Origin of the sequence: Elusimicrobium sp. (assembly GCA_015062115.1) — a bacterium.
Taxonomy (GTDB): Bacteria; Elusimicrobiota; Elusimicrobia; order Elusimicrobiales; family Elusimicrobiaceae; genus Avelusimicrobium.
Genome location: SUVG01000006.1, coordinates 107745 through 130984 on the forward strand (window position 1 = coordinate 107745; position 23240 = coordinate 130984).

Genomic DNA, 23240 nt, shown 5'->3' on the forward strand with positions numbered 1-23240 from the left:
AGTTAAAATTTAATACATTTTTTCCATTTTGCGGGCCGGGCCGCCGATGGAAGCAATGTAAAAATCTGCCTTTAAGCCGGTTTTATCCAGGTAGGTTTGCCCGACACGGTCGATAAAGTTTTTTACATGAGGGTCTTTTACAAGCGCAATGGCACAACCGCCGAAGCCGGCCCCCGTCATGCGCGCCCCGAGTACGCCTTGCTGTGCCCAAGCGGCTTCCACCAAGGCATCAAGTTCCTTACCCGTTACTTCGTAATCTTCCTGCAGAGACTTATGCGAGGCGTTCATCAGTTTGCCGAAAGTTTCCACATCGCCTTCTTTAAGTTTTTGCACGGCTTGCAGTGTCCGTTCGTTTTCGTACACAGCGTGTTTGGCGCGTTTTTGTTCTACGGGGTTTTCGATTAAATGTTTGTTGGCTTCAAATTCGGCGGAAGAAAGTTCTCCCAATGATTTGATGTTTAATCGGGTTTGCAGGGCTTGCAAGGCGCGTTCGCACTCGCCGCGTCTTTCGTTGTATTTGGAATCGGCAAGTTCTCGGCGTTTGTTGGTGTTCATGATAACGATGGATAAGCCTTTTAAGTCCAAAGGGGCATATTCGTAATCAAGCGTGTTGCAATCCAGCAAAATGGCATGGCCTTCTTTGCCCATGCCGATAGCAAATTGATCCATAATACCGCAATTCATGCCTACAAATTTATTTTCGGCTTCTTGGCAGAACTTTACCAGTTCCACCTGCGGAATACAAAGAGAGAAAACTTCGTTCATAGCTACGGCGGTGGCCAGTTCTATGGACGCGGAAGAAGACAGCCCCGCCCCGTTGGGGATATCGCCCCAAAACATAAGTTCAAAGCCTTGGTTAATGTTGTAGCCGTGGTTTTGCAGGGTTTTGATGACGCCTAAAGGGTAATTGGCCCAATCCTGTTCTTTGGAATAGGAAATATTGTCCAAATCGGTTTCAATGATTCCTTTTTCGGGAAAATTTAAGGAGTGTAGGTGAATTTTTTTGTCATCGCGTTTGCAGAAAACACAATGCGTACCGAACGAAAGCGCACATGGAAATACATGACCGCCGTTGTAGTCGGTATGTTCACCGATTAAGTTTACGCGTCCGGGCGCGAAAAAGTATAATTTTTCCTTTTTGAAAACTTCGTTAAATTTACTTCTTAAAGATAATTGATTCATGTGTTTTCTCCTAAATTACAGAATCTTCATGCTAAATTTCCAGGTATAACTTCCTTTCGGCCCTACGACGGCTACCCGGCGGATTTTATTGGCGGCGTAGAGGTCGTCATAGATGCCGGTGCAGGGTTCCAGGGCGATGTTGTAATCTCCGCGGTATCCGCCTTGGGTTTTCCAAACGCCCAAGTAGGGTACTTTTTCCGCATCGTATTGATAGATGAGTTGTTCGCCGCTGTCGGTATGTTCAATGCCGCACCACCCTTCCGAGTTGGGAGAGGTAAAGTAAAATTTTTCGCAAGTTTGTGCGCTTGCGGGTTCGGTGGCGGCTAAATCAAAAGGTTGTCCGTTTTCATCTTGCGTAACAGGGTAGGGGTGTCGGGTTCCCCAAGGGCCTAAATGGCGGGAGGAGTGTTCCACCGTCATTACCTGTGTTAAATTTTTGGGGATAAGAAGCCGTGTGGCCGGGGAACAGGCCAGCAGACAATGCGGCGTCCAAATAAATTTGAAATCTTCTTCTGCCGTGTTTTGCACGCAATACTCGAAGAAAACCTGATTGTCTTTTAAGGTAACCGTGCGCGAAAAAATATAAGGCAATTTTTGGCTTTGGACTACGGCCTTTACCTGGGAGTTTTCCGGCGAAAAAACAGTTTGCCATTTCATTGCCCACACTTCGCCGTGATCGGGAATCAGAATACCCTTAAACGACCCGTCGGGGTATGGGCATTCGTCAATGGAGGGGAAAACTTCGTCAAACCCGCTGGAATCATATTGCGAAAACGGCGCCGCGTATGGCGGAAGCCGCAAGGTTTCTTCCTTGGCCTGAAAGAGAAATTCTCTGCCTGTTTTTTTATGTACCAAACTGGCTATTTTGCAGGCATAGTCGGGCAGGAAAGTTATTTTGATAACATCGTTTTCCAACTCATAACTGCGAAGACCTTTATAGGTGTTTGTGGGCATAAGTTTCCTCGAAAAAAACGCGCATATAAAATGCGCGTTTTATTTATTTTTCAGTAAATTTAACGAACGGAAACGGCAAGAGTTCTTTTAGTTTTTTGCAATAGACGGTGCGTTTTGTTCCGTCTAAAACCGCCATGTAAATAGGGGTATCGGGTGATAAAAATTCGCTCATTACCTGGCGGCAGGCTCCGCAAGGGGAATTAAATGCCATTCCCGGCACTTTTTGTGTTACCAAAGCAAGCGCACGGAAACGACGATGACCCGCACTGATAGCACTAAACAGAGCACTTCTTTCGGCGCAAATGGTAGAACCGTAACCGGCATTTTCAATGTTGGTACCGCCAAAAACATTTCCGTCTTTGGTCAGAACAGCTGCACCCACTTTGAAGTGAGAGTATGGCGAATAAGAATTTTCGCGTGTCTTTTGCGCTACATCAAGCAGCGCGGTAATTTCTTCTTTAGTAAGTGGTTTGCTCATACCTTTATTCTATAATACAGGCGGAAAAAGTCAAGTTTTTTTGCACGCGCGTATGGGGGAGAGATAAGGGAATTTGTTATAATAAACTGAGGGATATTTTATGAAAAAATGGATGATTCTTTTGGGAGCCGCTGTATTGGGGCTCTATTTATTTATGGATAAATCTGCCGATATTAAAAATATAAATAACGAGGGGGCCGTCATTGTGGCGTTTGGCGATAGTTTAACCGCCGGCTACGGTGCGCCCAAAGGGGCTTCTTACCCGGATATGTTAGCCCAAAAAATAACGATGCCCGTTGTGAACCTGGGTCTTTCCGGCGAGACGGCTGCCCACGCACCTACGCGTTTGGCACAGGTATTGGAACAAAAACCGTATATGGTACTTATCGAATTCGGTGCCAACGATTTCATGCAACGGCGCGATCAGGAAATTGCCTGGCAGGCTGTTTCGCAAATTGTTGATGAAGTGCAAAAAGCAGGTGCCATTGCCGTTATTGTGGATACGGGCGGCCCGGGCATGGGGGCTTATACGCGTGCATACAAAAAAATGGCCAAGGAAAAACAAGCCGTTTTTGTACCGGGTATTTTGAAAGATATTTTTAATAAACGCCAGTACAAGTCCGACTCGGTACACCCCAACGCGGCAGGCTATGCCATTGTGGCCGAGCATGTATATACCCACATTAAACCTTACTTAAAATAATATGAAACATTTTTGCTTACCAGTAATTTTTATTTCGCTTTTTTTGTTGGGAGCCTGTTCGCATACTTCGCATAAAAAGGAAGGGTACCGTCAGGTGGCTACTCACACGGTGGAGCCGACGCGCGCTTTTGTGGACGGTCAAACCCTTTATATCGAGTACGATTGGGAAGGCGAGCATTTCTATTTTACGGCCGATTTGCAGAACACCCGTCAGGAAGGCCGCGTAAAACTTTCCACCCTAACCCCCAAACGCGCCGGAAAAAGCGATTCTTTTTCCTCTCGCTCCCCTGTGGCGGTTGTCGGTAAAGAGTGGGGGGAAGTAATCAAACAAACGCTTCTGCCTTTACTGCCCGAAAATGCGTTGGAAGGGCGGCTGGTGTTTATTCATTATTACGAAACTTTGCTCTACCGCAAAGCAGACGGTACCCCCGATTTGGTGCTCTTAAAAGATGCTCCCGCAGAAGTAAAAATTGTGGGAAAGGTGGACTCTTCCTCTTTTGCACAAATGGCCTATATGCGCTTAAAAGAAATGACCTCTTCCCTCGGGACTTCTTACACTAAATTTCTCCTGCGTTTGGACAGAGTGCCTCTATCCCCTTACTTGTATGTGGATACGGCCGCTAACGATGGCGTACAACTGGAGTTACCGGAATACTACGAAGTAAAAAAAGAAATGACATCCCTGGGATATTCGGCTTCGTTTATTTATTCCTTTTTTGTAAAAAGCATGTTGTGGGGAACGGTGAAAGCCCCGTTTACATCTTCTCACCGCTTGTTTGCCTGGACAACTTCCAGCCTTTACACGCTGTTTCCGCCGCGTTTGAAAGATTTGGACGAAGTCCCCGCGTTGTCTTCAGCAGAACAAGAATTAGATGTTGCCGATTTTAACCGCTGGCTCGACAAACATATCGGTAAAGAAAATTACAAAGCAAAAATTACTTTGCTTATCGACGGGGAAGAATTTTTCCCTCATTTTACGCTTGCCATGCAACGCGCGCAAGAAAGTATATTTATGAACGTGTATATTTTCATGACCGATCCGTACGGTCTTTCGCTGGCCGACACGATGCGTAAACGCGCGGAAGAAGGGATTGATGTGCGCGTAGTGGTGGACGAATTAAATACCGTGCTTAATTCGGGCAAAGACCCGGAACTTACCCCCACCGAAAATTTTGTGATGCCTCGTTATATCACTTCGTATATTCGCAAAAAATCTCCGGCGCAGGCGCGCACTCACCTAAACCCGTGGGGTACTTTCGACCATAGCAAAGTGTATATTGTGGATCGCAAATTGGCCTACACGGGTGGTATGAATATCGGGGAAGAATACCGCTATACCTGGCACGATATGATGGTCGCTTTGGAAGGGCCCGTAGTCGGGAAATTGGTTAAGAATTTTTATGAAAACTGGTCTTATTGCGGTTGGGGGGGAGATTTTGCCGCTGCGTATCGCAAACTGTTCAGTAAAAAAATGCGCGAAGTCAACCGCGAAGAACCGGGCATGGTAGATGTGCGCCTGATGTACACACGCCCTAACGACAGCGAGATTTTTGAGGCCCAGCGCGAGGCTATCCGCCGCAGTAAAAAACGGGTTTATATCCAAAACGCTTATTTTTCGGATGACCGCATCGTAAAAGAACTGATTGCCGCGCGCGGCAGAGGAGTTGATGTGCGCGTGATTTTGCCCAGCGTAAACGATGTGGGAATTATGGACGCCGTCAACCGCTATATGGCAAATAAACTGTTCAAAAACGGCGTGCGCGTGTATTTTTACAACGGCATGAGTCATGTGAAAGCCGCCGTATTTGACGGGTTTGCCGTGGTGGGTTCGGCTAATTTCGACAAGATGAGCCTGTATGTAAACCGCGAAATGAGTTTGGGTATTCACGACCCGGCTTTTGTGGCGGAATTAACGGAGCGTTTGTTTGAAAAGGACTTTAACAATTCCCAAGAGATGACTGCTCCGCTTGATTTATCCTGGACGCACGCGATTGTAAACGGTTTAACCAACCAACTTTAGAAAAACGGATTGTATGCCCACTGCAGGAGTGCCTGGCGTTGTTTTTGACGGCAGGTAATGTCCCCCGGTGGGCAGTTTTTTAATACTTGGGATTGATGCCGCTTAAAACTTTTCCACCGCCTGATTTGCCGCTTATCCGTCTGCGGGAGCCGGCGCCCCAACCAGTAACGGCAATACCATTGAAACCACCCTCTCGGGTCGGGTTCGAAGGGCAAAATCCACCCGCGGCTTACCCACTCTTTTCTTCCTAAGCGGGACTTTATTTTGAAACAGTTTTTGCTTACATCGGGCCCGTTCGGGGAAAGTTTATCCGCGGCCTGTTCGAACCACTCCCGCGGAAATTCGTTTTGGCAATCGGTTAAGTAGTGCCCTTCAAATACGCCCATTTGCAGCATTTGCGCGGGCGTAAGTTCGGGGGTGAAGTCCGGCGCGAAATTTTGCCCGGGTGCTTCTTCCAACATATATACATACCCTTGTTGCATTTTATCGTTTACTCGAATCAGCCTGCCGGGTACAAATTCTAAAATAGATTGATATCGTCCGTTCCTCATACCCCTACTGTAAAAAAAGTGAAAAATTTTGGAAAGCGTAAAAAAAGATTAGTTTGCTTACTTGGATAAAATCACAATATATGTTGGTTTTTTGCAATACTAAAAAAAGCAAAATCCGTGTTGTTTGTGGTTAAAAATTGGTTAAGAGTATTTTTATGAAAGAAGGATTTACATTAGTTGAATTGTTAGTGGTGGTGTTGATTATTGGGATATTGGCTTCTATTGCGATGCCGCACTACGAAAAAGCAGTGTGGAACGCGCGTACAAGCCAGTTATACACCAGTGCTAAAGCCCTTTCCGAAGCGCAAGAACTTTATTATACGGCTAATGGCAGATACGCCAATAGATTTTCTTCTTTTTCTTTGCAGTTTGATGGATTAAAAAAGCTGCGACTTCATTTACAAGCCGTGCAGTAAGTTCGGACGATGCCGTGCGCTATAATGATTTTTTTGAACTATCCATCAATAATAAAAAAGATTCTTTCTCTTTTTCCACGGCTCTTTTTTTGACAGGCCCTTATAAATACGCCGGAGTAATTTATGCTCAAACTGACCCCAGTAATAAACTGACAAAAAAATTATACTGCATGGAAGCCACCTCTGTTACCCCTGCCGGAAAGTTTTGCCAAGATGTTTTGTCCTGTGAAAAAGTGCTTACAACGGCACACGGGGCGCGTTTTTACGAGTTACCCTAAAAGGGAAATTTTCCTGAAACTTAAACTAAAAAACTCCTGCCGAAAGGCGGGAGTTTTTTAGTCACTTACTTATACTTGTTATAACTTACCAGGTTTTCAAATGATTCCCTGGGGCGCGGGGCAGGTTCTTCCGCCGGATAACCGACGGCAATTAAATGTTCAATTTTCTTCCCTTTCGGCAGATTAAAAAACTTTTCTGCTTTGTTGGAGTTTAACCAACCGATCCAACAGGTTCCCAACCCCAAATCGTGCGCGCGCAAAACAAAATGTTCGCAGGCAATTCCATGATCTACCAAATAAAATTCCGTTCGGCGAAAGAAGTTACCGATACGGCTGGTAAAGTTGCCCCTGTCCGATACGGCCGCTACGAGAACGGGCGCTTTTTCGGCAAATTTAGTCATGTTATAAACCCCGCTGAAGGCTTCCTTGCAGAAGGCTTCTTTTACCTTCGGGTCATCAATCACAATAAAATGCCACGGTTGGGAATTGCACGCAGAAGGCGCCAGGCGGGCGGCTTCCAAACAATCGTTAATTTTTTCCCGTTCTACGGGTTTTTCCTGATATTTGCGGATACTGCGGCGTGCCTTGATTACTTCCATAAGTTCCATAAAATTCTACCTCTTTGGTAAGATAAAAATATATTACCAAATTACCCGTCTGTTTTTATAAAATAAAGGATATGAACTTCACTAAATATACCGGACTCGGAAACGATTTTGTTTTTTTAGACGGCCAAACGGCTCTCGGGGTAAAAGACCCCTTTTCATTGGCGGTTAAAATTTGCGACCGTCACTTCGGCGTGGGTGCGGACGGATTAGTCCTACTCTTGCCTTCTACCGTTGCGGATATTAAAATGCGCATTATTAACTCGGACGGGAGCGAAGCCGAAATGTGCGGTAATGCCTCTCGTTGCGTGGCTTTGCATCTTTACCGCAAAGGTATTGTGAAGAAAAAACAAATTTCTTTGGAAACGTTAGCCGGGCTTATCCACACGGAAATCATAAACGAATTTTCCGGACTTGTGCGCGTGAACATGGGCGTTCCGCGTTTATTCCGTAAAGAAATTCCCATGCAAGGCCCCGAAGACGAAACGGCTATTGCCGTGCCCGTTTCGGCGGGAGAAAAAGAATTTTTCGGTACAGCCGTTTCTATGGGAAACCCTCATTTTGTTACCTTTGTGGAAAAAGCCGCCGAAGTTCCTCTTTCCGTTTGGGGGCCGCAGTTGGAAACTCACCCCGATTTCCCGCGAAAAACCAATGTGGAGTTTGTAGAAATTGTAGATGATAAAACCGTCCGTATGCGCGTTTGGGAACGCGGCGCAGGTGTTACCAAAGCCTGTGGAACGGGGGCCTGTGCTACCGCGGTGGCGTGCATATTAAACGGCAAAACGGCCAAACAGGTAACCGTTCGGTTAGACGGCGGAGACTTGTTAATCGAGTGGCCGAACCAGGAAGAAATTTTTATGACAGGCCCCGCCACCGAAGTATTTGCGGGGGAATATAAGGGATATTTATGACGAAAATAAACGAAAACTATTTGAAATTGCCGGGCAGTTATCTTTTTTCTACCATTGCCAAACGCGTGGCCGCTTTTAAGGAGCAAAACCCCGATAAAACAGTTATCAGTTTGGGAATCGGCGATGTTTCCCGCCCGCTGGTACCGGCGGTGGTGGAAGCCATGCATAAAGCCGTTGAAGAAATGGCCGCCAAAGAAACTTTCCGCGGTTACGGGCCGGAACAAGGCTACGGTTTTTTGCGTGAAGCTATTTTGAAGGGGGACTATCTTTCCCGTGGCATTAACCTGGCCGCCGACGAAATTTTTGTGAGTGACGGTGCCAAGAGCGATGTGGCCAACTTTCAGGAACTTTTTTCTACGGACTCGGTGGTTGCCTTGCAGAACCCTGTTTATCCCGTATATTTGGATACCAATGTGATGGCCGGGCGTACAGGTGGTTTTGCGGACGGAAAATTTGCCGGGGTAATTTATTTGCCTTGTTTGGCGGAACACAATTTTGTGCCGCAACTTCCCGCGGAACATGCAGATATTATTTATCTTTGCTCGCCGAATAACCCTACGGGTTCTGCCATGACGCGCGCGGAACTGAAAAAATGGGTAGATTACGCCTTGGAACATAAAAGTGTTATTTTGTTTGATTCCGCGTATGAAGCTTTTATTTCGGACGAAAATGTCCCGCATTCCATTTACGAAATTGAAGGAGCCGAAAAAGTGGCGGTGGAATTTCGTTCTTTCTCCAAAACGGCCGGTTTTACGGGTACGCGTTGTGCTTACACCGTGGTGCCCAAAGCCTTGGAAGTTTTATCGGCCGACGGGAGCAAACAATCCTTAAATGCATTGTGGCTTCGCCGCCAAACCACCAAATTTAACGGTGTGCCGTATATTGTGCAACGCGGGGCCGAAGCCGTCTATAGCCCGGCCGGCCGCCAACAAACACAGGAAGTGATTGCGGGCTATATGCAAAATGCACAAGTTATTTTGCAGGCCTTGCAAAATGCGGGCATTACCGCTTACGGCGGGAAAAATGCTCCCTATATTTGGTTAAAAACACCGGCGGGGTTGGACTCGTGGGCTTTCTTTGATAAACTGTTAACCGAAGCCTGCGTCGTGGGCACGCCCGGGGTCGGGTTCGGTTCTTGCGGGGAAGGTTATTTCCGCTTGACTGCTTTTAATACGCCCGATTTAACCCGCGAAGCCGCCGCCCGCGTAGCTGCGCTTAAATTTTGATACAATAATTCAACGGAGGAATTATGACAAATAAAAAAGGGTTTACCTTAATTGAACTTTTAACGGTTGTTTTGATTATCGGTGTGTTGACAAGCATTGCCTTGCCGCAGTACACGCGCTCCATTGAACGCGCCCGTGCTACGGAAGCCATGGCCAGTTTGAAGGCCTTAAACGATGGTGTTTATGCGTATGCGGCCGGCCGCTCGGGTGCTGATGCTTGCCCCACTTCGTTTAAGAAGTTGATTGTATCTTTCCCGGGCACAATGGCTGCAGACGGAAGCACCATTACCACGAAAGATTTTGTGTATAAGATTAACGCGGCCTCTAACGCCACGATTCCCGGTACCGATTGCAATGGGGTAATTGCCACCCGCCAAGGCGGTGCAAAATACAATTATGTCATTTGGAACCCTTACACGGTGGGAACCGGCGGGAAAGGCGCGTCGCTGGCTTGTTGGAGTGAAAAACAAGAAAGCATTGATGTTTGCAACTCTTTAGATTTGTATGAATCGGGTCGCAAACCTTATTAAGTAAAACTTTTGAAAAAACCGGGCCTTTTAAGAGGGCCCGGTTTTTTATGAAACAGGAAACTTGTTCGAAGGACTATAAAAAACCTCCGCTGTTGAGCGGAGGTTTTTTTGAATAAACGGTGTTAGTTGATTTCTTTGATTTCTACATCAAAGTTCAATTCTTTACCGGCCAAGGGGTGGTTGAAATCTAACACGACTTCTTTGTCGGTAATTTCTTTTACCACGGCACGGAAGGTGTGCCCTTCGTTACTGGCTCCCACCATATCGCCGACTTTCAAGTTTTCGGCCCCGCCGATGGCTTCTTTCGGTACGCGGCGGATGGCTTCTTCAAGCACGAGGCCATAGCCTTCTTCCGGTTTTACTGTTACGGTTTTTTTATCGCCTACTTTCATGCCGAGCAATTCTTTTTCAAGTCCCGGAATAATGTGGCCCGCGCCGTGCACATATTCCAACGGCCCGCGACCGGCGGAAGTGTCGGTTACTTTTCCGTCAACGGTAAGGGTGTAATCAAATTTTACTTTGGAACCTTCTTTAATCATTTTTATCTCCTTGTGCGGCACAGGCAATTCTGGCCGAAGTACTATATTGTAACATTTTGCAGAACGGAAAACATAAAAAACCCCTGCCCGATAGGACAGGGGTGACCAACATGTTGGTTGGGGGGGTAAAAAATACCCGACCGACCCCCTCGGTCGCACGCACCGACTTTGCCTGCAATGCGGGGCGTAATATCCGGGACAACTTGCCCCGGTTCTATTAAGAGTATGGAATTTGCGGACCTTTTTAGCAAGGGAAAAAACAGACTAGTTTGGAAGGGAAATAAAAACGGGCCGGTAATTTGCCGGCCCTTTCGTATGTTTCTAAACCAATTATTCGTTACCGAAGATGGTGTTTAATTGGCGGTTTACGCGGTAGAAAGTAGCACACTTGGGCATATCTTTCAAGCGTTTGGCACCAATGTAAGTCATGCAGCTGCGGATACCGCCGAGCACGGCGAGCAAGGTGGGTTCCACCGGGCCGCGGAAGGGAATTTCCACCACTTTTCCTTCACTGGCGCGGTATTTTTTCATGCCTCCGTAGTGGATATCTTGCGCGTATTCGGAACTCATACCGTAGAATTTTTTGTATTGCTTTTGTTCAATACGCATGGCGCAGGTTTTATCGTCCAGCAGGTTCACTTCTCCCGTTTGGAAAGATTTGGTGCACATTTCACCGCCGCTTTCGGTGTGGCCCGCAAGCATGCCGCCCAACATCACAAAGTCGGCCCCGGCGCAGAAACTTTTGCACACATCTCCGGGAACGGTACAACCGCCGTCGGCACAGATCATACCGCCGACCCCGTGGGCCGCATCGGCACACTCAATGACGGTAGAAAATTGCGGACGGCCTACCCCGGTCAGTTTGCGGGTGGTGCAAACAGAGCCGGGCCCAATGCCTACTTTCACAATATCAGCACCGCTTAAAATCAAGTCTTCGCTCATGTCTCCGGTTACTACATTGCCCGCCATGATGAGGGCTTCGGGCCAGGCTTGGCGTACTTTGCGAATATAGTTAACCAGGTAGGGGGAATATCCGTTCGCCACATCAACACAGATGTTTTGGATAAGACCGCTTTTCATTACATTTTGTAATTTTTCAAAATCTGCATCGGAAACACCGGAACTGACAAAAAGCAAATCGTTGTTGCCGAACTCATGGGCGTTTTCTTTCAAAAAGCGGAGCAAATCTTCGGCGCTGTAATGTTTGTGAAGCGCACTAAAAAGGCCTTGTTTTTGCATTTCGCGGGCTAATTCGAAGGTACCGGTGGTGGCCATGTTGGCCGCTACAATGCCGGTGGCCGTAACGGAACGCGGGCACCACTTAAAAATGTATTCGCGTTTTACTTCCACTTCGGAGCGGGAAGCCAACGCCGAGCGTTTCGGACGCAACAGAACATCGCAGTAATCTAACTGAATATCATCGTGGATTCTCATGGATATTTTCTCCCAAAAAATTTTACCGGGGGTTGGCCCGGTCAAACCGTTTTATATCATAGCAAATTTGGCCTTGCAATGCGGCATTTTACAAGCAAGGGTTTTTTGATATAATGGGTATTGTAAAAACTGTAGTTATTCTTATACTTGTAAAAATCGATGTTATTTTTTATAGAGGAGTTATTCGATGAAAAAAGGGTTTACTTTAATTGAACTCTTGGCCGTGGTACTGATTATGGGTATTTTAACGGCCATTGCCTTGCCGCAGTACCGCCGCAGCGTGGAGCGCACGCGTGTGGCCGAAGCCTTGCAAATGTTGCCTGCTTTGTTTGAAGCACGGGAGCGTTTAGTTGCGGAGTGGGGATATCCCACCTATGCAAATACGCCGGCTGCCAAGCGAGCACAAGTTACATTTGCCAAATTGGATATTGAAATGAAAGGAAAGCAAGGGGCTGCCGGACAAATTTGGAAAACGGATAATTTTGACTATGTCATCACCTACCCCTACTTTGTCGGGGCCCGTTTTACAAAAGGACGCTATAAGGGAGTGGGAGTGATGTACAATGGAATGGACGATATCGGATGTTGTTATACGGCTACTGTGGGGGCAGAGGCTTGCTCTCAATTGAACCTTACCTCTACTTTACCGCCAAGTAATACTTATTGTGCACAATTGGCCGCCGCTATTTAGGAGAATCGTATGAAAAAAGGTTTTACATTAGTTGAATTATTAACGGTTGTATTGATTGTGGCTATTTTGTCCGGGGTGGCTCTTCCGCAATACCGAAAAGCGGTAGAGAAATCGAGGGTAGCGGAAGCACAGAACATGCTCCGTGTGTTATATGATTCCAGTGAGCGCTTGGCCGGAGAATTTGGTTATCGCTCCTATCCGGCATTATTAGCGGCGAAATCCTATAGTACTAGTTATGGTATTTCCCGTTTGGATATGTTTGATGAATCAGCTTTGCCGAAATCGTGTAAACTTTCAACCGATAAGATGATGTTGACATGTCCTAATTTTAGCTACAAAGTAAATGTTTCCAATGGTACTAAAAACTATGTGGTAGCCAGAAAACTTAAAGCCCCCAACACGGGTACTCTTATTGTGTTTGACCGAGACGATAATAAAATTTATTGTCAATCGTCTTCCGAAGATGCCTGCGATGTCTATGGGTTGGATACAATTAGCGGAATCAGTTATTAAGGAGATAACATATGAATAAAGGGTTTACTTTGGTTGAAATTTTGGTCGCGGTGATGATTACGGCTATTTTAATCACCATGGCTGTGCCGATATATGATAAGACGATTGAAAAATCTCGCATTTCCGAAGCACGCGTAGTAATGAAACAACTGCTGGAAGCCAAACTGCGTATGTTGGATGCCGCCGATAAAGAAACCTACAGCCCCTCTTATTTCGGTTTTGAAAACCTGGAATTTGCGCTTCCGTGTGTTTCTTCCACTTCTTCCAACGGACACAAGGTAACTTGTTCCACCAAGGCTTTCAAGTTTGTACTTAATCCCAGCGGTACCATTTACGGTTCTACGGATAAGGTAACCAATGCCGTCTGCGCTGTGCGTTTGGGCGGGGATAATAAAGGAACGACCTTTCTGTTTTTGGGCGAATTGGAAACAGGAGCCGATAACGATAAGTTCCTCTGCAATAAAGGAACCAACAGCAGCGATACTTGCGAAGCATACGGGTTAACCAGCACCGGTTCCGCTTGGTGTTCTTAAGCTGAAATTTTTTAAGACTCCCTCCTTTTTAGGGGGGAGTTTTTTGTTTATATTGCCTGCTAAAAACAATGGGTTAATTTGATATAATTTGTATATGAGGAAATATCTGTTTTTAGCCCTGCTTTCGGGAATTGCTTTTCCCTTGTTTCAACCGTGCGTTTCGGCGCAGACAGATGCGACGGCGGACGATGCCTTGCAAACGGTTAGCAAGTCTGCCTTGGCGGCCAAGCGGGCCGGTACCAAATTAAATGAAACGCTGTTACATAAAACGGTGCTTGATTATTCTTTGCCGGTGGATATTGCCGCCGTATCGAAAAAATGCGCCGCGGGCGAAACGGATGCATGTTATTTTTCCTTCAAAACTTTTGAAAACTCGACCGATACTTCCGTTGCCGCTGCGGCTAATTTGGAATTGGCTGTCCTTTCCCAACAACGCGGCCTTATCAAACAGGCGCTTTCCTATATCGACCGTGCGGCCGAACTAAAACCCGACGACGCTTTTACCCAACTGACTAAAGGGTGGCTCCTTTTATCTGCCGGAAAGTACAAAAAATCTCGCCAAGCCTTTAGTGATTTGCTTTATTTAACGGCTGATTTCGAATATCTTTCTTCCGCCAAATTGGGTACGGCCTTGGCTTGGTATTTGGGGGGTGAAAAAGAAAAAGCCGCCGCGGAATTGGAATATCTCTACACTTCCAACCCGTATGCCATTTCGTTTGTTTCTTACCTGTTGGGGCGGATTGCCGCGGAAATGAAGGAATCTAAAAAACTGGCTCCCGTGTTTTTGCAACAATCTTTATCCCACGATGAAAAAAACTATGCCGCCGTTGAACTTTTGGCGCGCTTAGCCGAAAAAGACAAAAACAAAATGCGCGCCTGGCAGTATTATGCCACCCTTTACAGTTTAGACCCGGAGAATAAAAAACTGGCTAAAAAAATGGAAAAATATGCCAAAGATTTGGGCGAAAAAAGCATTGATTATTTGTTTTATCTGCGCTTGGAGCAACCTATTGTTCACCTGATGAATTCCACTCCTTCCGAACTGGTTAAAATGGCCTTGTATGCCAACCGCGAACAAGTTCCGCAGGAACTGACTTCCGTGATTGCCACCGGCTCGGGAACGTTGGTGGTAACGGACGAGAAACTGGGCGAAGTGTTGCGTGTTCCCGCCTACATAGAAAAAACAATTTCCTTCAATCCTCAAACGGGCGGGGTAGATTTCAAAAACGCCCAAGGCCATGTGGAGTTTTCCGCCAAACGCCCGTTTACGCTTACGCCGGAAAACGAAAATAAAACCCTCCTGGTTCGCCGTGCGTTTGCTCAAAATATCTTTGCCGCCGATTTAAGCGACAAGGAGTTAAAAGGCTCCTTAACGGTTATTCCTACCAAGAACGGCCTGAAACTGGTAAACAATGTGTATGCCGAAGATTTAATCCCGGCTCTTTTGGCTACCCAAGTGCAAGATGTCAAACAGCCCTCCGCGTTGAAAGCCTTGGCGGTGGTGTTCCGTTCTGCCTTGTTGGAAGCGGTAAAAAATCGGGAAAATAAACCGTACCACATTACGGATAACGACGATATTTTTAAGTTCAAAGGCATCAATTTAATTTTCAAAGATTTGTTGGACGCGTCCAAACAATCGGGTGAAATTCAACTTACCCAGGCGCAAGCCGGCTTTTATGCCAATTGCGGTGTGGTAACGGACGATTCGCTTGAAAACAGCGCGGCCAAACCGGGTTATTTGTTCTCGCCCGCCAATGTAAGCAAGTATATCCTGTCCAATCCTCCGGCGGATTTATACTCCCGCCCCAAAGATTCCAGCCAATGGGCCGGAATTAAATGGATATACATTTACGAAGGAAAAGAGATAGAAAACCGCCTGTCCTATAAGCAAGATATCGGCAAGTTGCGCGCCATTATTCCTGTGAAGAGAACTCCGCAGGGGCGCGTGTTGTCCATGCGCTTTGAAGGCAGCAAAGGTTCCTATGAGACCCAAACTCCGCAAGAGGTCGCGTTTATTTTAAGCGCGGGCACCATGCGTTCCAACCTGTTTGATATTGTACCGCTCTACAAGGGTAAAAATATCAAAAGCGTCTTGGTTCGCGGTTATGACACGGGGTTGGGGACGGGGCTTTGCTTGCGCGGGGCAGACGGGCTGGCAAAAACAGGGGCAGATTATATGGCTATTATCAAGTATTACTTCCCCTATGCCCGCATCTTAAATACCAAAACAGGAACGATTAACTAATGCAAAAAACAAAAGTTTTATATTTCATCACCCGTATGGATCAGGGGGGTGCTCAAGCAAGCGTTTTATTGACGCTTAAAAATGTAAACAAGCAACAGTTTGCCACTTACTTGGCCACCGGCCCCGGCGGACGATTGGACGGGAAATTGAAACACGATTCCCAAAATGTATTTTTTATTTCCGCCTTGCGCCACGCGATTCACCCTAAGTATTTCTTTCACGATTGCTGGGCCATTTTGCAAATGGGCCGGGTGCTCCGCCAAGTAAAGCCGGATATCGTCCATACCAACGCTCCCAAAGCCGGTGTGTTAGGGCGTATTGCGGCGCGTATTTTCTACCGTAAAGCCAAAGTGGTGCATACCTTCCACGGATTGGGTTTTGCCAAAGAACACGGCGAAAAACAATTCAAATTTTTTGTGATGGTGGAAAAATTCTGCGCTAAATTTACCGATGTGTTGGTGTTTGTTTCGCGCAAAAATGCCGCCGAGGCCAAGCAGTTGGGTATCGGCAAAGGGGTGCGGACGGAACTGATTCGCGCAGGTATTAACTTCAACCCTATTTTGCCCCTTAAATTCGACCCGGTTGCCAAAAAAGCTTCTCTTAAAATTCCCGCCAATGCCAAAGTAGTGTTGGCGCTTGCCAATTTTAAGCCTCTTAAAAACCCGATTCATTTTGTACTGGCCGCCTATAAAGTGCTCAGCCAAATGAAAAATGTTTATTTCATTTATACGGGAGACGGGCCACTTAAAAAGACGGCGGAAAATTTGGCTAAAAATTTAAGCATAGAAAAACAAGTTATCTTTCCCGGTTGGCGCAACGATCCGTTGGAACTGTTGGCTATCAGTGATGTGTATGCCAGTGTGTCCTTGCGGGAAGGGTTGCCGATGTCGATATTAGAAGCAATGGCTATGCGCGTGCCGGCCGTGTGCTATGATGTGGACGGCATCAGCGAAGTGCTGACCAACAACAAAACGGGCTTTTTGGTACCGGTAAACGATATCAATATGTTGGCCGATAAATTAAAAGTGCTCTTGCGCCATGCCGCGTTGCGCGAGCGTTTTGAAGCGGCAATTGACCACCGCGATTTTTCGGAATTTACCGCTACCACTATGGTCAAAAAACAGGAACGGCTTTATAGAAGTTTAGTTCCTCCCACCAAGAAAAACGGCGGGAAAAGACATTTCTTCCGTCGCAGAAAACATTTTAAGAAACCGAACCCGGGAGTTAAATAATGGATTACGCTATTAACGAAATGGAACAGGAAGTTCTCAACACCACGCGGGAACTCGTCCAGAAAAAAATTAAACCGTTGCGCGCCGAAATGGACGCGAGAGAAGAATTTTCCAAAGAAATGCTGGAAGAATACAAAAAGTCCGGCATTTTCGGGTTATGGTTGCCGGAAGAATACGGCGGACTCGGCGGCGGGATTACCTGCCTGGCCATGGCGTTCGAAGAACTTTCCCGCGGTTGTGCCGGCCTTGCCTTAACGCCCGGAACTTCTGCCTTGGGGGCGATTCCCATGTATTTGGCTGCCACCAAAGAACAACGCGAAAAGTGGTGCCCCGATTTAGCCAGCGGTAAAAAACTTTGGGCTTTTGCGTTGACTGAGCCGGAAGCCGGTTCGGACGCGACCGCCCTTAAAACGACCGCCATTAAAGACGGCGATTACTACATTGTAAACGGTACCAAACATTTTATTTCTACGGGAAAAGAGGCCGATTTTTACACGGTGGCCGTTAACACCAACCCCAGCCGCGGCCCGCGCGGAATTTCGCTTCTTGTCATTGAAAAAGGAACCCCGGGTTTCACTTTCGGCAAGAAGGAAGAAAAAATGGGTATCCGCTCCAACCCGACATACGAACTGATTTTTGAAAATGTCCGCGTACCGAAAGAAAACCTGCTCGGCAGCGAAGGCCGCGGCCTTTTGTACTTGCAGGAAACCTTGGACTATTCCCGCCCTGGTGTGGCCGCTCAAGCGGTGGGGATTGCGCAAGGTGCGTTAGATGTAACCGTTCCTTATTTGCGTACCCGCAAGCAATTCGGGCAACCCATTATAACTTTCCAAGCTTTGGGGCACAAAGTGGCCGAATTGGCGGCTAAAACAGAAGCCGGCCGTGCGCTTGTTTACAACTTAACGCACCGCATGGACGAAGAATTTTTGCCTGCCGTCAAGAACGCTCTTGCCAACGGTACCACCGTACACGACGAACTTAAAAAATTAAAAGGCAAACGCTGGACGAAATACAGTGCCGAAGCCAAATTGTTCTGCTCCAATGTTGCCATGGAAGTGGCCGATGAGTGTGTAACGCTGTGCGGCGGTATTGCTTACATGCGCGATTTCCCGCTCGAAAAGTATATGCGTGATGCCAAGATTACCCAAATTTACGAAGGAACCGTGCATATTCAAAAGAACGAAATTATCACGGCCCTCATTAAGGAATACGCCTCTAAGGAAGGCGAGGAGTAAGTATGCATATTGTAGCCTGTGTGAAACAGACCCCCAAATCTGACAATGTAAAAATAGACCCCGCCACCGGTTGTTTAATCCGTTCCGGTGCGGCCAGTGCCATGAACCCGTTTGACGAATACGCCTTGGAAGAAGCCGTGATGCTCAAAGAAGAATTGGGCGGCACGGTATCCGTCATCACCATGGGCCCGCCCCAGGCCGAAGCCGTCCTGCGCGACAGTATCGCCCGCGGGGGGGATAAAGTCTATCAATTAGGCGACATGGCTTTTGCCGGATCCGACACTTGGTCTACCAGTTATGCGCTTTCCAAAGGTATCGAAAAAATCGATTCCCTGGAAAAAGTGGACTTGGTTATTTGCGGTAAACAAACCAACGATAGCGACACCGGCCACATCGGCCCGCAGGTATCCGCATGGCTTAATTGGCCCAATGCGGCATTTGTAAAAAAGGTGGTTTCGGTAAACGATAAAAGCATTACGGTGGAACGCTTGACCGAAGACGGCAGCGAAGTGGTGGAACTTCCTTATCCGTGTGTGATTAGCGTGGTAAAGGATATCAATTCTCCCCGTGTGCGCAGTGTAAAAGGCCGCATGGCCGCCAAACGCGCCGAAGTAACCAAATGGACGGCCGACGATATCGGCGCGGATAAAAACAAATTGGGAGTAAAAAACTGCCCTACGCGCGTGGTTAAATCTTTCGTACCGCAACGCGAACTTTGCGCCACGGCCGTAGAAGGGGCCACCGCCAAAGAAAAAGCCTCCAATCTGGTTGATTTGTTGAAGGAAAACAAATACATTTAAGGATTAAATTTATGAAAGATTTTAGAAATGTTTGGATTTTTGCACAAGCCCAACGCGGTAAATTAAGCCCCACTTCGTTTGAACTTCTTACCGCCGGACGCAAATTGGCCGACGACTTAGGCGAAAAACTGTGTGCGGTACTCGTGGGTTACCGGGTAAAAGATTTTGCTAAAGACCTTTTTGAACGCGGTGCGGACACGGTTTATGTCTGCGACGACCCCGCCTTGGAAAACTATGTAGATGATGTTTATGCCAAGGTGCTTGCCGATATGGTAGCCCAATACAAACCCAATAAGTTTTTAATTCCCGCTACCAATTTGGGCCGTTCTCTTTCCGCCAAAACGGCGGTGTTTGTGGGAACGGGTTTGACGGCCGATGCAACCGAAGTCTTAATTAACAAAGAAGACGGGCAACTCCATGCCACCCGACCTACTTTCGGGGGGAACTTAATGGCCACCATTACCTGTGCCAATACCCGCCCCGAAATGTGTTCTCTGCGCCCGATGTCTTACGACAAAGCCCCCGTGGTTGCGGGCCGCACGGGCGAGGTGGTTTCTTTTGCCTTTGATGCCCAAAAGCATACTTCTTTGGCGAAGTTTTTGGAATTTATCAAAAGCGAAGGCGACGGATTGGATATTTCCGAAACGGAAGTGATTGTAGCGGGCGGCCGCGGTGTCGGTAAGGCTGAAGGATTTGAACTTTTGAAGAAATTGGCCGACCGTTTAGGCGGTGCGGTGGCGGCTTCCCGTCCTCCGGTAGATAACGGGTGGATTGATTACCGCTATCAAATCGGCTTAACAGGCCGCACGGTAAAACCGAAACTTTACATTGCTTGCGGTATTTCGGGTCAAATTCAGCACATGGCCGGCATGAGCGGAGCCGATGTGGTGGTGGCTATCAACAAAGATGCCGATGCCCCGATTATGAAAGTGGCCAATTATGCCGTGCAGGGGGATTTGTATGATGTAATCCCTGCCATGCTGGAAAAATTGAATTAGTAAATTCTTGCCAATTAAAAACGGACGGGTGTTTAGCCCGTCCGTTTTTTTATCGAATAATAAAACCTTCCTTTCCGTCCAAAGAAACGGCCCCTTCGGCCCGTCCTTGCTGTCTGCAGAATTTTTTTCCGCTGTCGTTTAGTCCCACGCAAGCCAGCGAACGCATATTGTCCACGGTTTCCAGTAGGTATTGTGCCCGCGCTTGCGTATTTAGTTGGGTAAAAGACAGTTCCCAACAAGGGGTGTCGGCCTTGGCCGGGGCCCGGCAAACGGCCTGCCCCGTAAAATTTTTTAGTTTTCCTTTTTGCAGATTTTCGGTCAAACGGTCGGCCTGTTCCCGGGATAAATCTTTCCCCGAAGAAAAATTTTTCTGCCGCCCCCACAACATAACCACTTCGGTGATGCGTGCATTTTCCACTGCATAAAAATAAGAAGGCAACGCCACTGCGCACAAGATGCCCACAATCAGCACGACCACTAACATTTCTATCAGGGTAAAGCCGCGCTTCATTGTATATCCTTTAGCACGGTGTCGCGCAGATTTTTTATTTCGCTAGCCGTGATTTGAATCCCAAGCGACCAGGCCGTCTCGTGCAAGAGGTTTTCCAAAATATCGGGGAGTTTACTGTCCAATTCCGCGAGTGAAACCGCCCTGTCAAAACGCAAATAGTCTTCCAATACGGTGGCTTGGCGTTTGCCCAATAGCGCCCGCAGGGCACGCAGATTGTTCATTTTCAAACGGAACTGCAGCGGCCCGCCAAAGCACAGGCGGGATAGAAATTTCCGTGAGGTCACCAAGAAAAGTGCCAAATTTTCGGCCAGTTTTTCCATGCGTACGGTGCGTGCCGCATGCCCGTTTACCATTTCTTCCGTGGAAACGATTTGTTTGTTCATGACCAACCCGTAAGAGTTAAACTCCGTCATTTTATATATGCCCCGTTTGTTGGAGATAACGGTGGCTCCGTCCTGCACCGGGATAAGGGGGAATTCCGGGTCTGCCATGATTCCGTAAGGCGCACGCGTGGAAGCATACTTAATCAGTTCCGGCAGGCGCTTATAATCGGTTAGCGGTTCCTCGGGGTATAGAGGGACAATGGATAAGGAACAGATTGATTCCCCTTCTGCCGAAGCCGTATTGGTTTTCAAGTAATTATCAAAATGGCTTTCGGCTTTGTCGCAAAGGATATGACGCAACCGTTCCGATTTTTGGCGGTGGTCTAACAGCCAGGGGAGTCTTTCGGGGTGAACGATGGCTTCGGGGCGGCTGCTTTGCCCGGTGCGTATGTAGGCTCGTTTCAATTTGCCTACCAAGTGGGGGGTGAGGTTGCTTTGGGGGATATTGACCACCACAAACATTCTGTCTCCGCGGGAATTTACGCAAATGTTAATATCCACAAACACTACGGGGTCAATATGGGTTTGGATAATGTCTTCAATACTGTTACGCATTTTTTCGTGGTAGGCAATTCCAACAAACGGCGGGCAGGGCTTATCGTTTTTATCATCTTGAACCCCGATGATAATTGTTCCGCCCAAAGCATTGGCAAAAGAAGCGATGGTTTTGGCAAATTTTTCGTGATTTTTGGGCAATAAGTACTTATAGTCCAACTGTTTCCCTTCGGGAAGTTGCCGTTTGCAGAAGTTTACTACATCTTGGTAGGTCAGGTCGTGAATCGGTTTATCGAAAAACATAATTCCCCCGTTGCGTGCCCACAAGCGTTTAATTTATTATAATATTATTGAAGTTAAACCCAAAACTTTCAAGGACTTTTATAAAAGATGAACTCTCCCATGCATGCCCTTGCCGGCGTAATAACGGAAAAATTCGTGGCTTCCGCTCCCGAAGCCGCGGCTAAAGCCTTGGAAAGTTTGGCTACGCACGAAATTTTACTTTTAATTTCTCCGCTTAAAGCCGCCGTGGTGGTGGCCGCCTTGAACCCAATGAATCCCGCCAAAGCAGCGGCTGTGTTACGGCGCCTTCCCCTCAAGCAAGCCTCCTATGTGCTTGCCCGGTTGGAAGTTCCCCAAGCCGCTCGCCTGATGAAAGAGTTTTCCACTCCGTACCGGGAACGCATTTGCGCCGTGTTGGAGCCTTCCTTTGTGCAGGTTTTGCGCGATGCTTCCGCTTATGCGGCAGACAGCGCCGGTGCGCTGATGCAGACGGATTTTGTGGCCGTCCGGACGGAGGTAAAACTTTCGCAACTGATTGAACGCCTTAAAAATCTTCCGCGCAAAAAACTGCCCTCCTTGTGTTTGGTAACCGATAAGGACGGCGTCCTGAAAGGGGTTATCCGTTCGGCAGAGATTGCTTTTTATTCCGCTTCGTCCGTGGCCGGTTCCGTGATGAGCAAAACCGAAGTGTTACGCCCCGAAGAAAAGGCCGAAACGCTCCGCCAAATTTTTTCCCGTGCCGAGGCCGAGTGTTTGCCCGTGGTAACGGCGCAGGGGGTTGCGGTCGGCATATTGAATAAATCTTCCTTGCCGTCCGTCAGTGAAGTTAAAAAATCTTTTTGGAAAAAGTTGACCGATTAGTTTTGAATCAACCTTATTTTGTCCGGGGTCTTGCGGCTCCGGTTTTTTTATTTCTTTCCGGTATAAAAAAGACTTTACCCACCCTTCGTAAAAAACTACAATATAACAAAATTTAGTTGGGGAAAATATATGCTTAATTTAACAAAAGCCGTTAAAGAAACCGTTTATATCAAAATTATTCGCGTTTTCTTGGCGATGATTTTTCTGGTTGTACCGCTCATCTTTTTTACCGATTTAACTGCCAATCCGTTTTTTGCCCAAAATACGCTTTTATATGTATTGGTTGCGCTGATTTACGGCACTTTGGCCGTTAAGTTTTTACGCTCTAAAAACATTGATTTTACCCAAACCTTCTTTGATTTGGCTTTCTTTATTTATGTGCTTGCCTGTGTGGTGGGGTGGCTGTCGGCTGTTTCGTCGGCCCCGCAGGCCCTCCGGCAGACTATGTTTTACGGCCTTTTGAACTACGGCAGTTTACTTTTTGTCGTATCGCTCGGGGCGTATATAGTCAGTAAAAATGTGGTTTTTTCCGGCATGATTGAAAGCAAAACCAACTATATTTTGTTGTTCTTGGTATGGGGCGGTTTGTGGCTTTTATTCCCGGCTCTTAAAACCAATCTTTCCGGCGAGGGAT

General features: G+C 47.2%; 26 protein-coding genes. 17 read left to right on the forward strand and 9 right to left on the reverse strand.

What is annotated here, in order from left to right; all coding sequences use genetic code 11:
• Nucleotides 1-9: 9 nt before the first annotated feature.
• From E7027_05810 to cdd, 3 genes are read right to left on the reverse strand one after another with little or no spacing between them, the layout of a single operon-like run.
• Entirely contained in the window at nucleotides 10-1182 is a 1173-nt protein-coding gene (locus E7027_05810; GenBank protein MBE6421619.1) for a galactokinase, read from the reverse strand.
• 15 nt (nucleotides 1183-1197) lie between these two features.
• Nucleotides 1198-2136 carry a DUF5107 domain-containing protein gene (locus E7027_05815; protein MBE6421620.1) on the reverse strand — a complete coding sequence of 313 codons (939 nt, stop codon included), beginning with the start codon at nucleotides 2134-2136 and terminating at the stop codon, nucleotides 1198-1200.
• Nucleotides 2137-2179: 43 nt separating this feature from the next.
• Nucleotides 2180-2614: a cytidine deaminase gene (gene cdd, locus E7027_05820; protein MBE6421621.1), complete on the reverse strand. Its 435-nt coding sequence runs from the start codon at nucleotides 2612-2614 to the stop codon at nucleotides 2180-2182.
• 100 nt (nucleotides 2615-2714) lie between these two features.
• Between cdd and E7027_05825 the strand changes: the two genes are divergently transcribed.
• Nucleotides 2715-3317, forward strand: a complete 603-nt coding sequence (locus tag E7027_05825) for an arylesterase (GenBank protein ID MBE6421622.1) — start codon at nucleotides 2715-2717, stop codon at nucleotides 3315-3317.
• Between the two features lies 1 nt (nucleotide 3318).
• Nucleotides 3319-5337 (forward strand): phosphatidylserine/phosphatidylglycerophosphate/cardiolipin synthase family protein, encoded by a 2019-nt coding sequence (locus tag E7027_05830; protein ID MBE6421623.1) that lies wholly within the window; start codon nucleotides 3319-3321, stop codon nucleotides 5335-5337.
• Here E7027_05830 and E7027_05835 read toward each other — a convergent pair.
• On the reverse strand, nucleotides 5334-5888 hold the full coding sequence (locus E7027_05835) for a hypothetical protein (protein MBE6421624.1): 555 nt from the start codon (nucleotides 5886-5888) through the stop codon (nucleotides 5334-5336). The two genes, E7027_05830 and E7027_05835, sit on opposite strands and share 4 nt — an antisense overlap.
• Before the next feature lie 155 nt (nucleotides 5889-6043).
• Here E7027_05835 and E7027_05840 point away from each other — a divergent pair, with 155 nt between their 5' ends.
• Both E7027_05840 and E7027_05845 read left to right on the forward strand, forming a co-directional pair.
• Nucleotides 6044-6304 (forward strand): prepilin-type N-terminal cleavage/methylation domain-containing protein, encoded by a 261-nt coding sequence (locus E7027_05840; protein MBE6421625.1) that lies wholly within the window; start codon nucleotides 6044-6046, stop codon nucleotides 6302-6304.
• Between the two features lie 14 nt (nucleotides 6305-6318).
• Nucleotides 6319-6582, forward strand: coding sequence for a hypothetical protein (locus tag E7027_05845; protein MBE6421626.1), 264 nt, complete (start codon nucleotides 6319-6321; stop codon nucleotides 6580-6582).
• A gap of 65 nt (nucleotides 6583-6647) precedes the next feature.
• Here the strand turns inward: E7027_05845 and E7027_05850 are convergent, their stop codons facing one another.
• Entirely contained in the window at nucleotides 6648-7190 is a 543-nt protein-coding gene (locus E7027_05850) for an NAD(P)H nitroreductase (protein MBE6421627.1), read from the reverse strand.
• Nucleotides 7191-7261: 71 nt separating this feature from the next.
• Between E7027_05850 and E7027_05855 the strand changes: the two genes are divergently transcribed.
• The 3 genes from E7027_05855 to E7027_05865 are packed head-to-tail and all read left to right on the forward strand — an operon-like array spanning nucleotide 7262 to nucleotide 9854.
• Entirely contained in the window at nucleotides 7262-8098 is an 837-nt protein-coding gene (locus tag E7027_05855; protein MBE6421628.1) for a diaminopimelate epimerase, read from the forward strand.
• Nucleotides 8095-9324 carry an LL-diaminopimelate aminotransferase gene (locus E7027_05860; protein MBE6421629.1) on the forward strand — a complete coding sequence of 410 codons (1230 nt, stop codon included), beginning with the start codon at nucleotides 8095-8097 and terminating at the stop codon, nucleotides 9322-9324. The genes E7027_05855 and E7027_05860 overlap by 4 nt, the downstream gene beginning before the upstream one ends.
• A 23-nt stretch (nucleotides 9325-9347) precedes the next feature.
• Nucleotides 9348-9854, forward strand: a complete 507-nt coding sequence (locus E7027_05865; protein MBE6421630.1) for a prepilin-type N-terminal cleavage/methylation domain-containing protein — start codon at nucleotides 9348-9350, stop codon at nucleotides 9852-9854.
• A 122-nt stretch (nucleotides 9855-9976) separates the two neighbouring features.
• Here the strand turns inward: E7027_05865 and E7027_05870 are convergent, their stop codons facing one another.
• The gene (locus tag E7027_05870; protein ID MBE6421631.1) at nucleotides 9977-10393 is read right to left on the reverse strand and encodes a peptidylprolyl isomerase; all 417 of its coding nucleotides are present in this window, start codon (nucleotides 10391-10393) and stop codon (nucleotides 9977-9979) included.
• Between the two features lie 330 nt (nucleotides 10394-10723).
• Entirely contained in the window at nucleotides 10724-11827 is a 1104-nt protein-coding gene (locus tag E7027_05875; GenBank protein MBE6421632.1) for a GMP reductase, read from the reverse strand.
• Between the two features lie 187 nt (nucleotides 11828-12014).
• Here E7027_05875 and E7027_05880 point away from each other — a divergent pair, with 187 nt between their 5' ends.
• The 8 genes from E7027_05880 to E7027_05915 all read left to right on the forward strand — a co-directional run bounded on the left by E7027_05880 (nucleotide 12015) and on the right by E7027_05915 (nucleotide 20074).
• Nucleotides 12015-12518, forward strand: coding sequence for a pilin (locus tag E7027_05880; GenBank protein ID MBE6421633.1), 504 nt, complete (start codon nucleotides 12015-12017; stop codon nucleotides 12516-12518).
• A gap of 9 nt (nucleotides 12519-12527) precedes the next feature.
• The gene (locus tag E7027_05885; GenBank protein MBE6421634.1) at nucleotides 12528-13031 is read left to right on the forward strand and encodes a prepilin-type N-terminal cleavage/methylation domain-containing protein; all 504 of its coding nucleotides are present in this window, start codon (nucleotides 12528-12530) and stop codon (nucleotides 13029-13031) included.
• Nucleotides 13032-13042: 11 nt separating this feature from the next.
• Nucleotides 13043-13564 carry a prepilin-type N-terminal cleavage/methylation domain-containing protein gene (locus E7027_05890; protein ID MBE6421635.1) on the forward strand — a complete coding sequence of 174 codons (522 nt, stop codon included), beginning with the start codon at nucleotides 13043-13045 and terminating at the stop codon, nucleotides 13562-13564.
• A 94-nt stretch (nucleotides 13565-13658) separates the two neighbouring features.
• Nucleotides 13659-15809 carry a hypothetical protein gene (locus tag E7027_05895; GenBank protein MBE6421636.1) on the forward strand — a complete coding sequence of 717 codons (2151 nt, stop codon included), beginning with the start codon at nucleotides 13659-13661 and terminating at the stop codon, nucleotides 15807-15809.
• Complete coding sequence (locus E7027_05900; GenBank protein MBE6421637.1) at nucleotides 15809-17041, forward strand: glycosyltransferase family 4 protein; 1233 nt, start codon at nucleotides 15809-15811, stop codon at nucleotides 17039-17041. The genes E7027_05895 and E7027_05900 overlap by 1 nt, the downstream gene beginning before the upstream one ends.
• Nucleotides 17041-18276: an acyl-CoA dehydrogenase gene (locus E7027_05905; GenBank protein ID MBE6421638.1), complete on the forward strand. Its 1236-nt coding sequence runs from the start codon at nucleotides 17041-17043 to the stop codon at nucleotides 18274-18276. Before E7027_05900 ends, E7027_05905 begins: the two co-directional genes overlap by 1 nt.
• 2 nt (nucleotides 18277-18278) lie before the next feature.
• Nucleotides 18279-19076 carry an electron transfer flavoprotein subunit beta/FixA family protein gene (locus tag E7027_05910; GenBank protein ID MBE6421639.1) on the forward strand — a complete coding sequence of 266 codons (798 nt, stop codon included), beginning with the start codon at nucleotides 18279-18281 and terminating at the stop codon, nucleotides 19074-19076.
• 11 nt (nucleotides 19077-19087) lie between these two features.
• Nucleotides 19088-20074, forward strand: a complete 987-nt coding sequence (locus tag E7027_05915) for an electron transfer flavoprotein subunit alpha/FixB family protein (protein MBE6421640.1) — start codon at nucleotides 19088-19090, stop codon at nucleotides 20072-20074.
• A 49-nt stretch (nucleotides 20075-20123) separates the two neighbouring features.
• Here the strand turns inward: E7027_05915 and E7027_05920 are convergent, their stop codons facing one another.
• On the reverse strand, nucleotides 20124-20585 hold the full coding sequence (locus E7027_05920) for a pilin (GenBank protein ID MBE6421641.1): 462 nt from the start codon (nucleotides 20583-20585) through the stop codon (nucleotides 20124-20126).
• Nucleotides 20582-21766, reverse strand: coding sequence for an ATP-binding protein (locus tag E7027_05925; protein ID MBE6421642.1), 1185 nt, complete (start codon nucleotides 21764-21766; stop codon nucleotides 20582-20584). The genes E7027_05920 and E7027_05925 overlap by 4 nt, the downstream gene beginning before the upstream one ends.
• 87 nt (nucleotides 21767-21853) lie before the next feature.
• Between E7027_05925 and E7027_05930 the strand changes: the two genes are divergently transcribed.
• A complete protein-coding gene (locus E7027_05930) occupies nucleotides 21854-22606 on the forward strand; it encodes a CBS domain-containing protein (protein ID MBE6421643.1) in 753 nt (250 codons plus the stop codon).
• 129 nt (nucleotides 22607-22735) lie between these two features.
• Nucleotides 22736-23240, forward strand: a 505-nt coding sequence (locus tag E7027_05935; GenBank protein MBE6421644.1) for a hypothetical protein, incomplete at its 3' end; no start/stop codon positions are given.

Excerpts from the sequence above, each read along its gene's own strand:
- E7027_05875 (MBE6421632.1), bottom strand. The coding sequence starts at position 11,827 with ATGAGAATCCACGATGATATTCAGTTAGATTACTGCGATGTTCTGTTG.
- E7027_05885 (MBE6421634.1), top strand. The coding sequence starts at position 12,528 with ATGAAAAAAGGTTTTACATTAGTTGAATTATTAACGGTTGTATTGATT.
- E7027_05850 (MBE6421627.1), bottom strand. The coding sequence starts at position 7,190 with ATGGAACTTATGGAAGTAATCAAGGCACGCCGCAGTATCCGCAAATAT.
- E7027_05920 (MBE6421641.1), bottom strand. The coding sequence starts at position 20,585 with ATGAAGCGCGGCTTTACCCTGATAGAAATGTTAGTGGTCGTGCTGATT.
- E7027_05830 (MBE6421623.1), top strand. The coding sequence starts at position 3,319 with ATGAAACATTTTTGCTTACCAGTAATTTTTATTTCGCTTTTTTTGTTG.
- E7027_05910 (MBE6421639.1), top strand. The coding sequence starts at position 18,279 with ATGCATATTGTAGCCTGTGTGAAACAGACCCCCAAATCTGACAATGTA.
- E7027_05890 (MBE6421635.1), top strand. The coding sequence starts at position 13,043 with ATGAATAAAGGGTTTACTTTGGTTGAAATTTTGGTCGCGGTGATGATT.
- E7027_05860 (MBE6421629.1), top strand. The coding sequence starts at position 8,095 with ATGACGAAAATAAACGAAAACTATTTGAAATTGCCGGGCAGTTATCTT.
- E7027_05870 (MBE6421631.1), bottom strand. The coding sequence starts at position 10,393 with ATGATTAAAGAAGGTTCCAAAGTAAAATTTGATTACACCCTTACCGTT.
- E7027_05905 (MBE6421638.1), top strand. The coding sequence starts at position 17,041 with ATGGATTACGCTATTAACGAAATGGAACAGGAAGTTCTCAACACCACG.
- E7027_05925 (MBE6421642.1), bottom strand. The coding sequence starts at position 21,766 with ATGTTTTTCGATAAACCGATTCACGACCTGACCTACCAAGATGTAGTA.
- cdd (MBE6421621.1), bottom strand. The coding sequence starts at position 2,614 with ATGAGCAAACCACTTACTAAAGAAGAAATTACCGCGCTGCTTGATGTA.
- E7027_05815 (MBE6421620.1), bottom strand. The coding sequence starts at position 2,136 with ATGCCCACAAACACCTATAAAGGTCTTCGCAGTTATGAGTTGGAAAAC.
- E7027_05825 (MBE6421622.1), top strand. The coding sequence starts at position 2,715 with ATGAAAAAATGGATGATTCTTTTGGGAGCCGCTGTATTGGGGCTCTAT.
- E7027_05930 (MBE6421643.1), top strand. The coding sequence starts at position 21,854 with ATGAACTCTCCCATGCATGCCCTTGCCGGCGTAATAACGGAAAAATTC.
- E7027_05855 (MBE6421628.1), top strand. The coding sequence starts at position 7,262 with ATGAACTTCACTAAATATACCGGACTCGGAAACGATTTTGTTTTTTTA.
- E7027_05880 (MBE6421633.1), top strand. The coding sequence starts at position 12,015 with ATGAAAAAAGGGTTTACTTTAATTGAACTCTTGGCCGTGGTACTGATT.
- E7027_05900 (MBE6421637.1), top strand. The coding sequence starts at position 15,809 with ATGCAAAAAACAAAAGTTTTATATTTCATCACCCGTATGGATCAGGGG.
- E7027_05835 (MBE6421624.1), bottom strand. The coding sequence starts at position 5,888 with ATGAGGAACGGACGATATCAATCTATTTTAGAATTTGTACCCGGCAGG.
- E7027_05810 (MBE6421619.1), bottom strand. The coding sequence starts at position 1,182 with ATGAATCAATTATCTTTAAGAAGTAAATTTAACGAAGTTTTCAAAAAG.
- E7027_05865 (MBE6421630.1), top strand. The coding sequence starts at position 9,348 with ATGACAAATAAAAAAGGGTTTACCTTAATTGAACTTTTAACGGTTGTT.
- E7027_05915 (MBE6421640.1), top strand. The coding sequence starts at position 19,088 with ATGAAAGATTTTAGAAATGTTTGGATTTTTGCACAAGCCCAACGCGGT.
- E7027_05895 (MBE6421636.1), top strand. The coding sequence starts at position 13,659 with ATGAGGAAATATCTGTTTTTAGCCCTGCTTTCGGGAATTGCTTTTCCC.
- E7027_05840 (MBE6421625.1), top strand. The coding sequence starts at position 6,044 with ATGAAAGAAGGATTTACATTAGTTGAATTGTTAGTGGTGGTGTTGATT.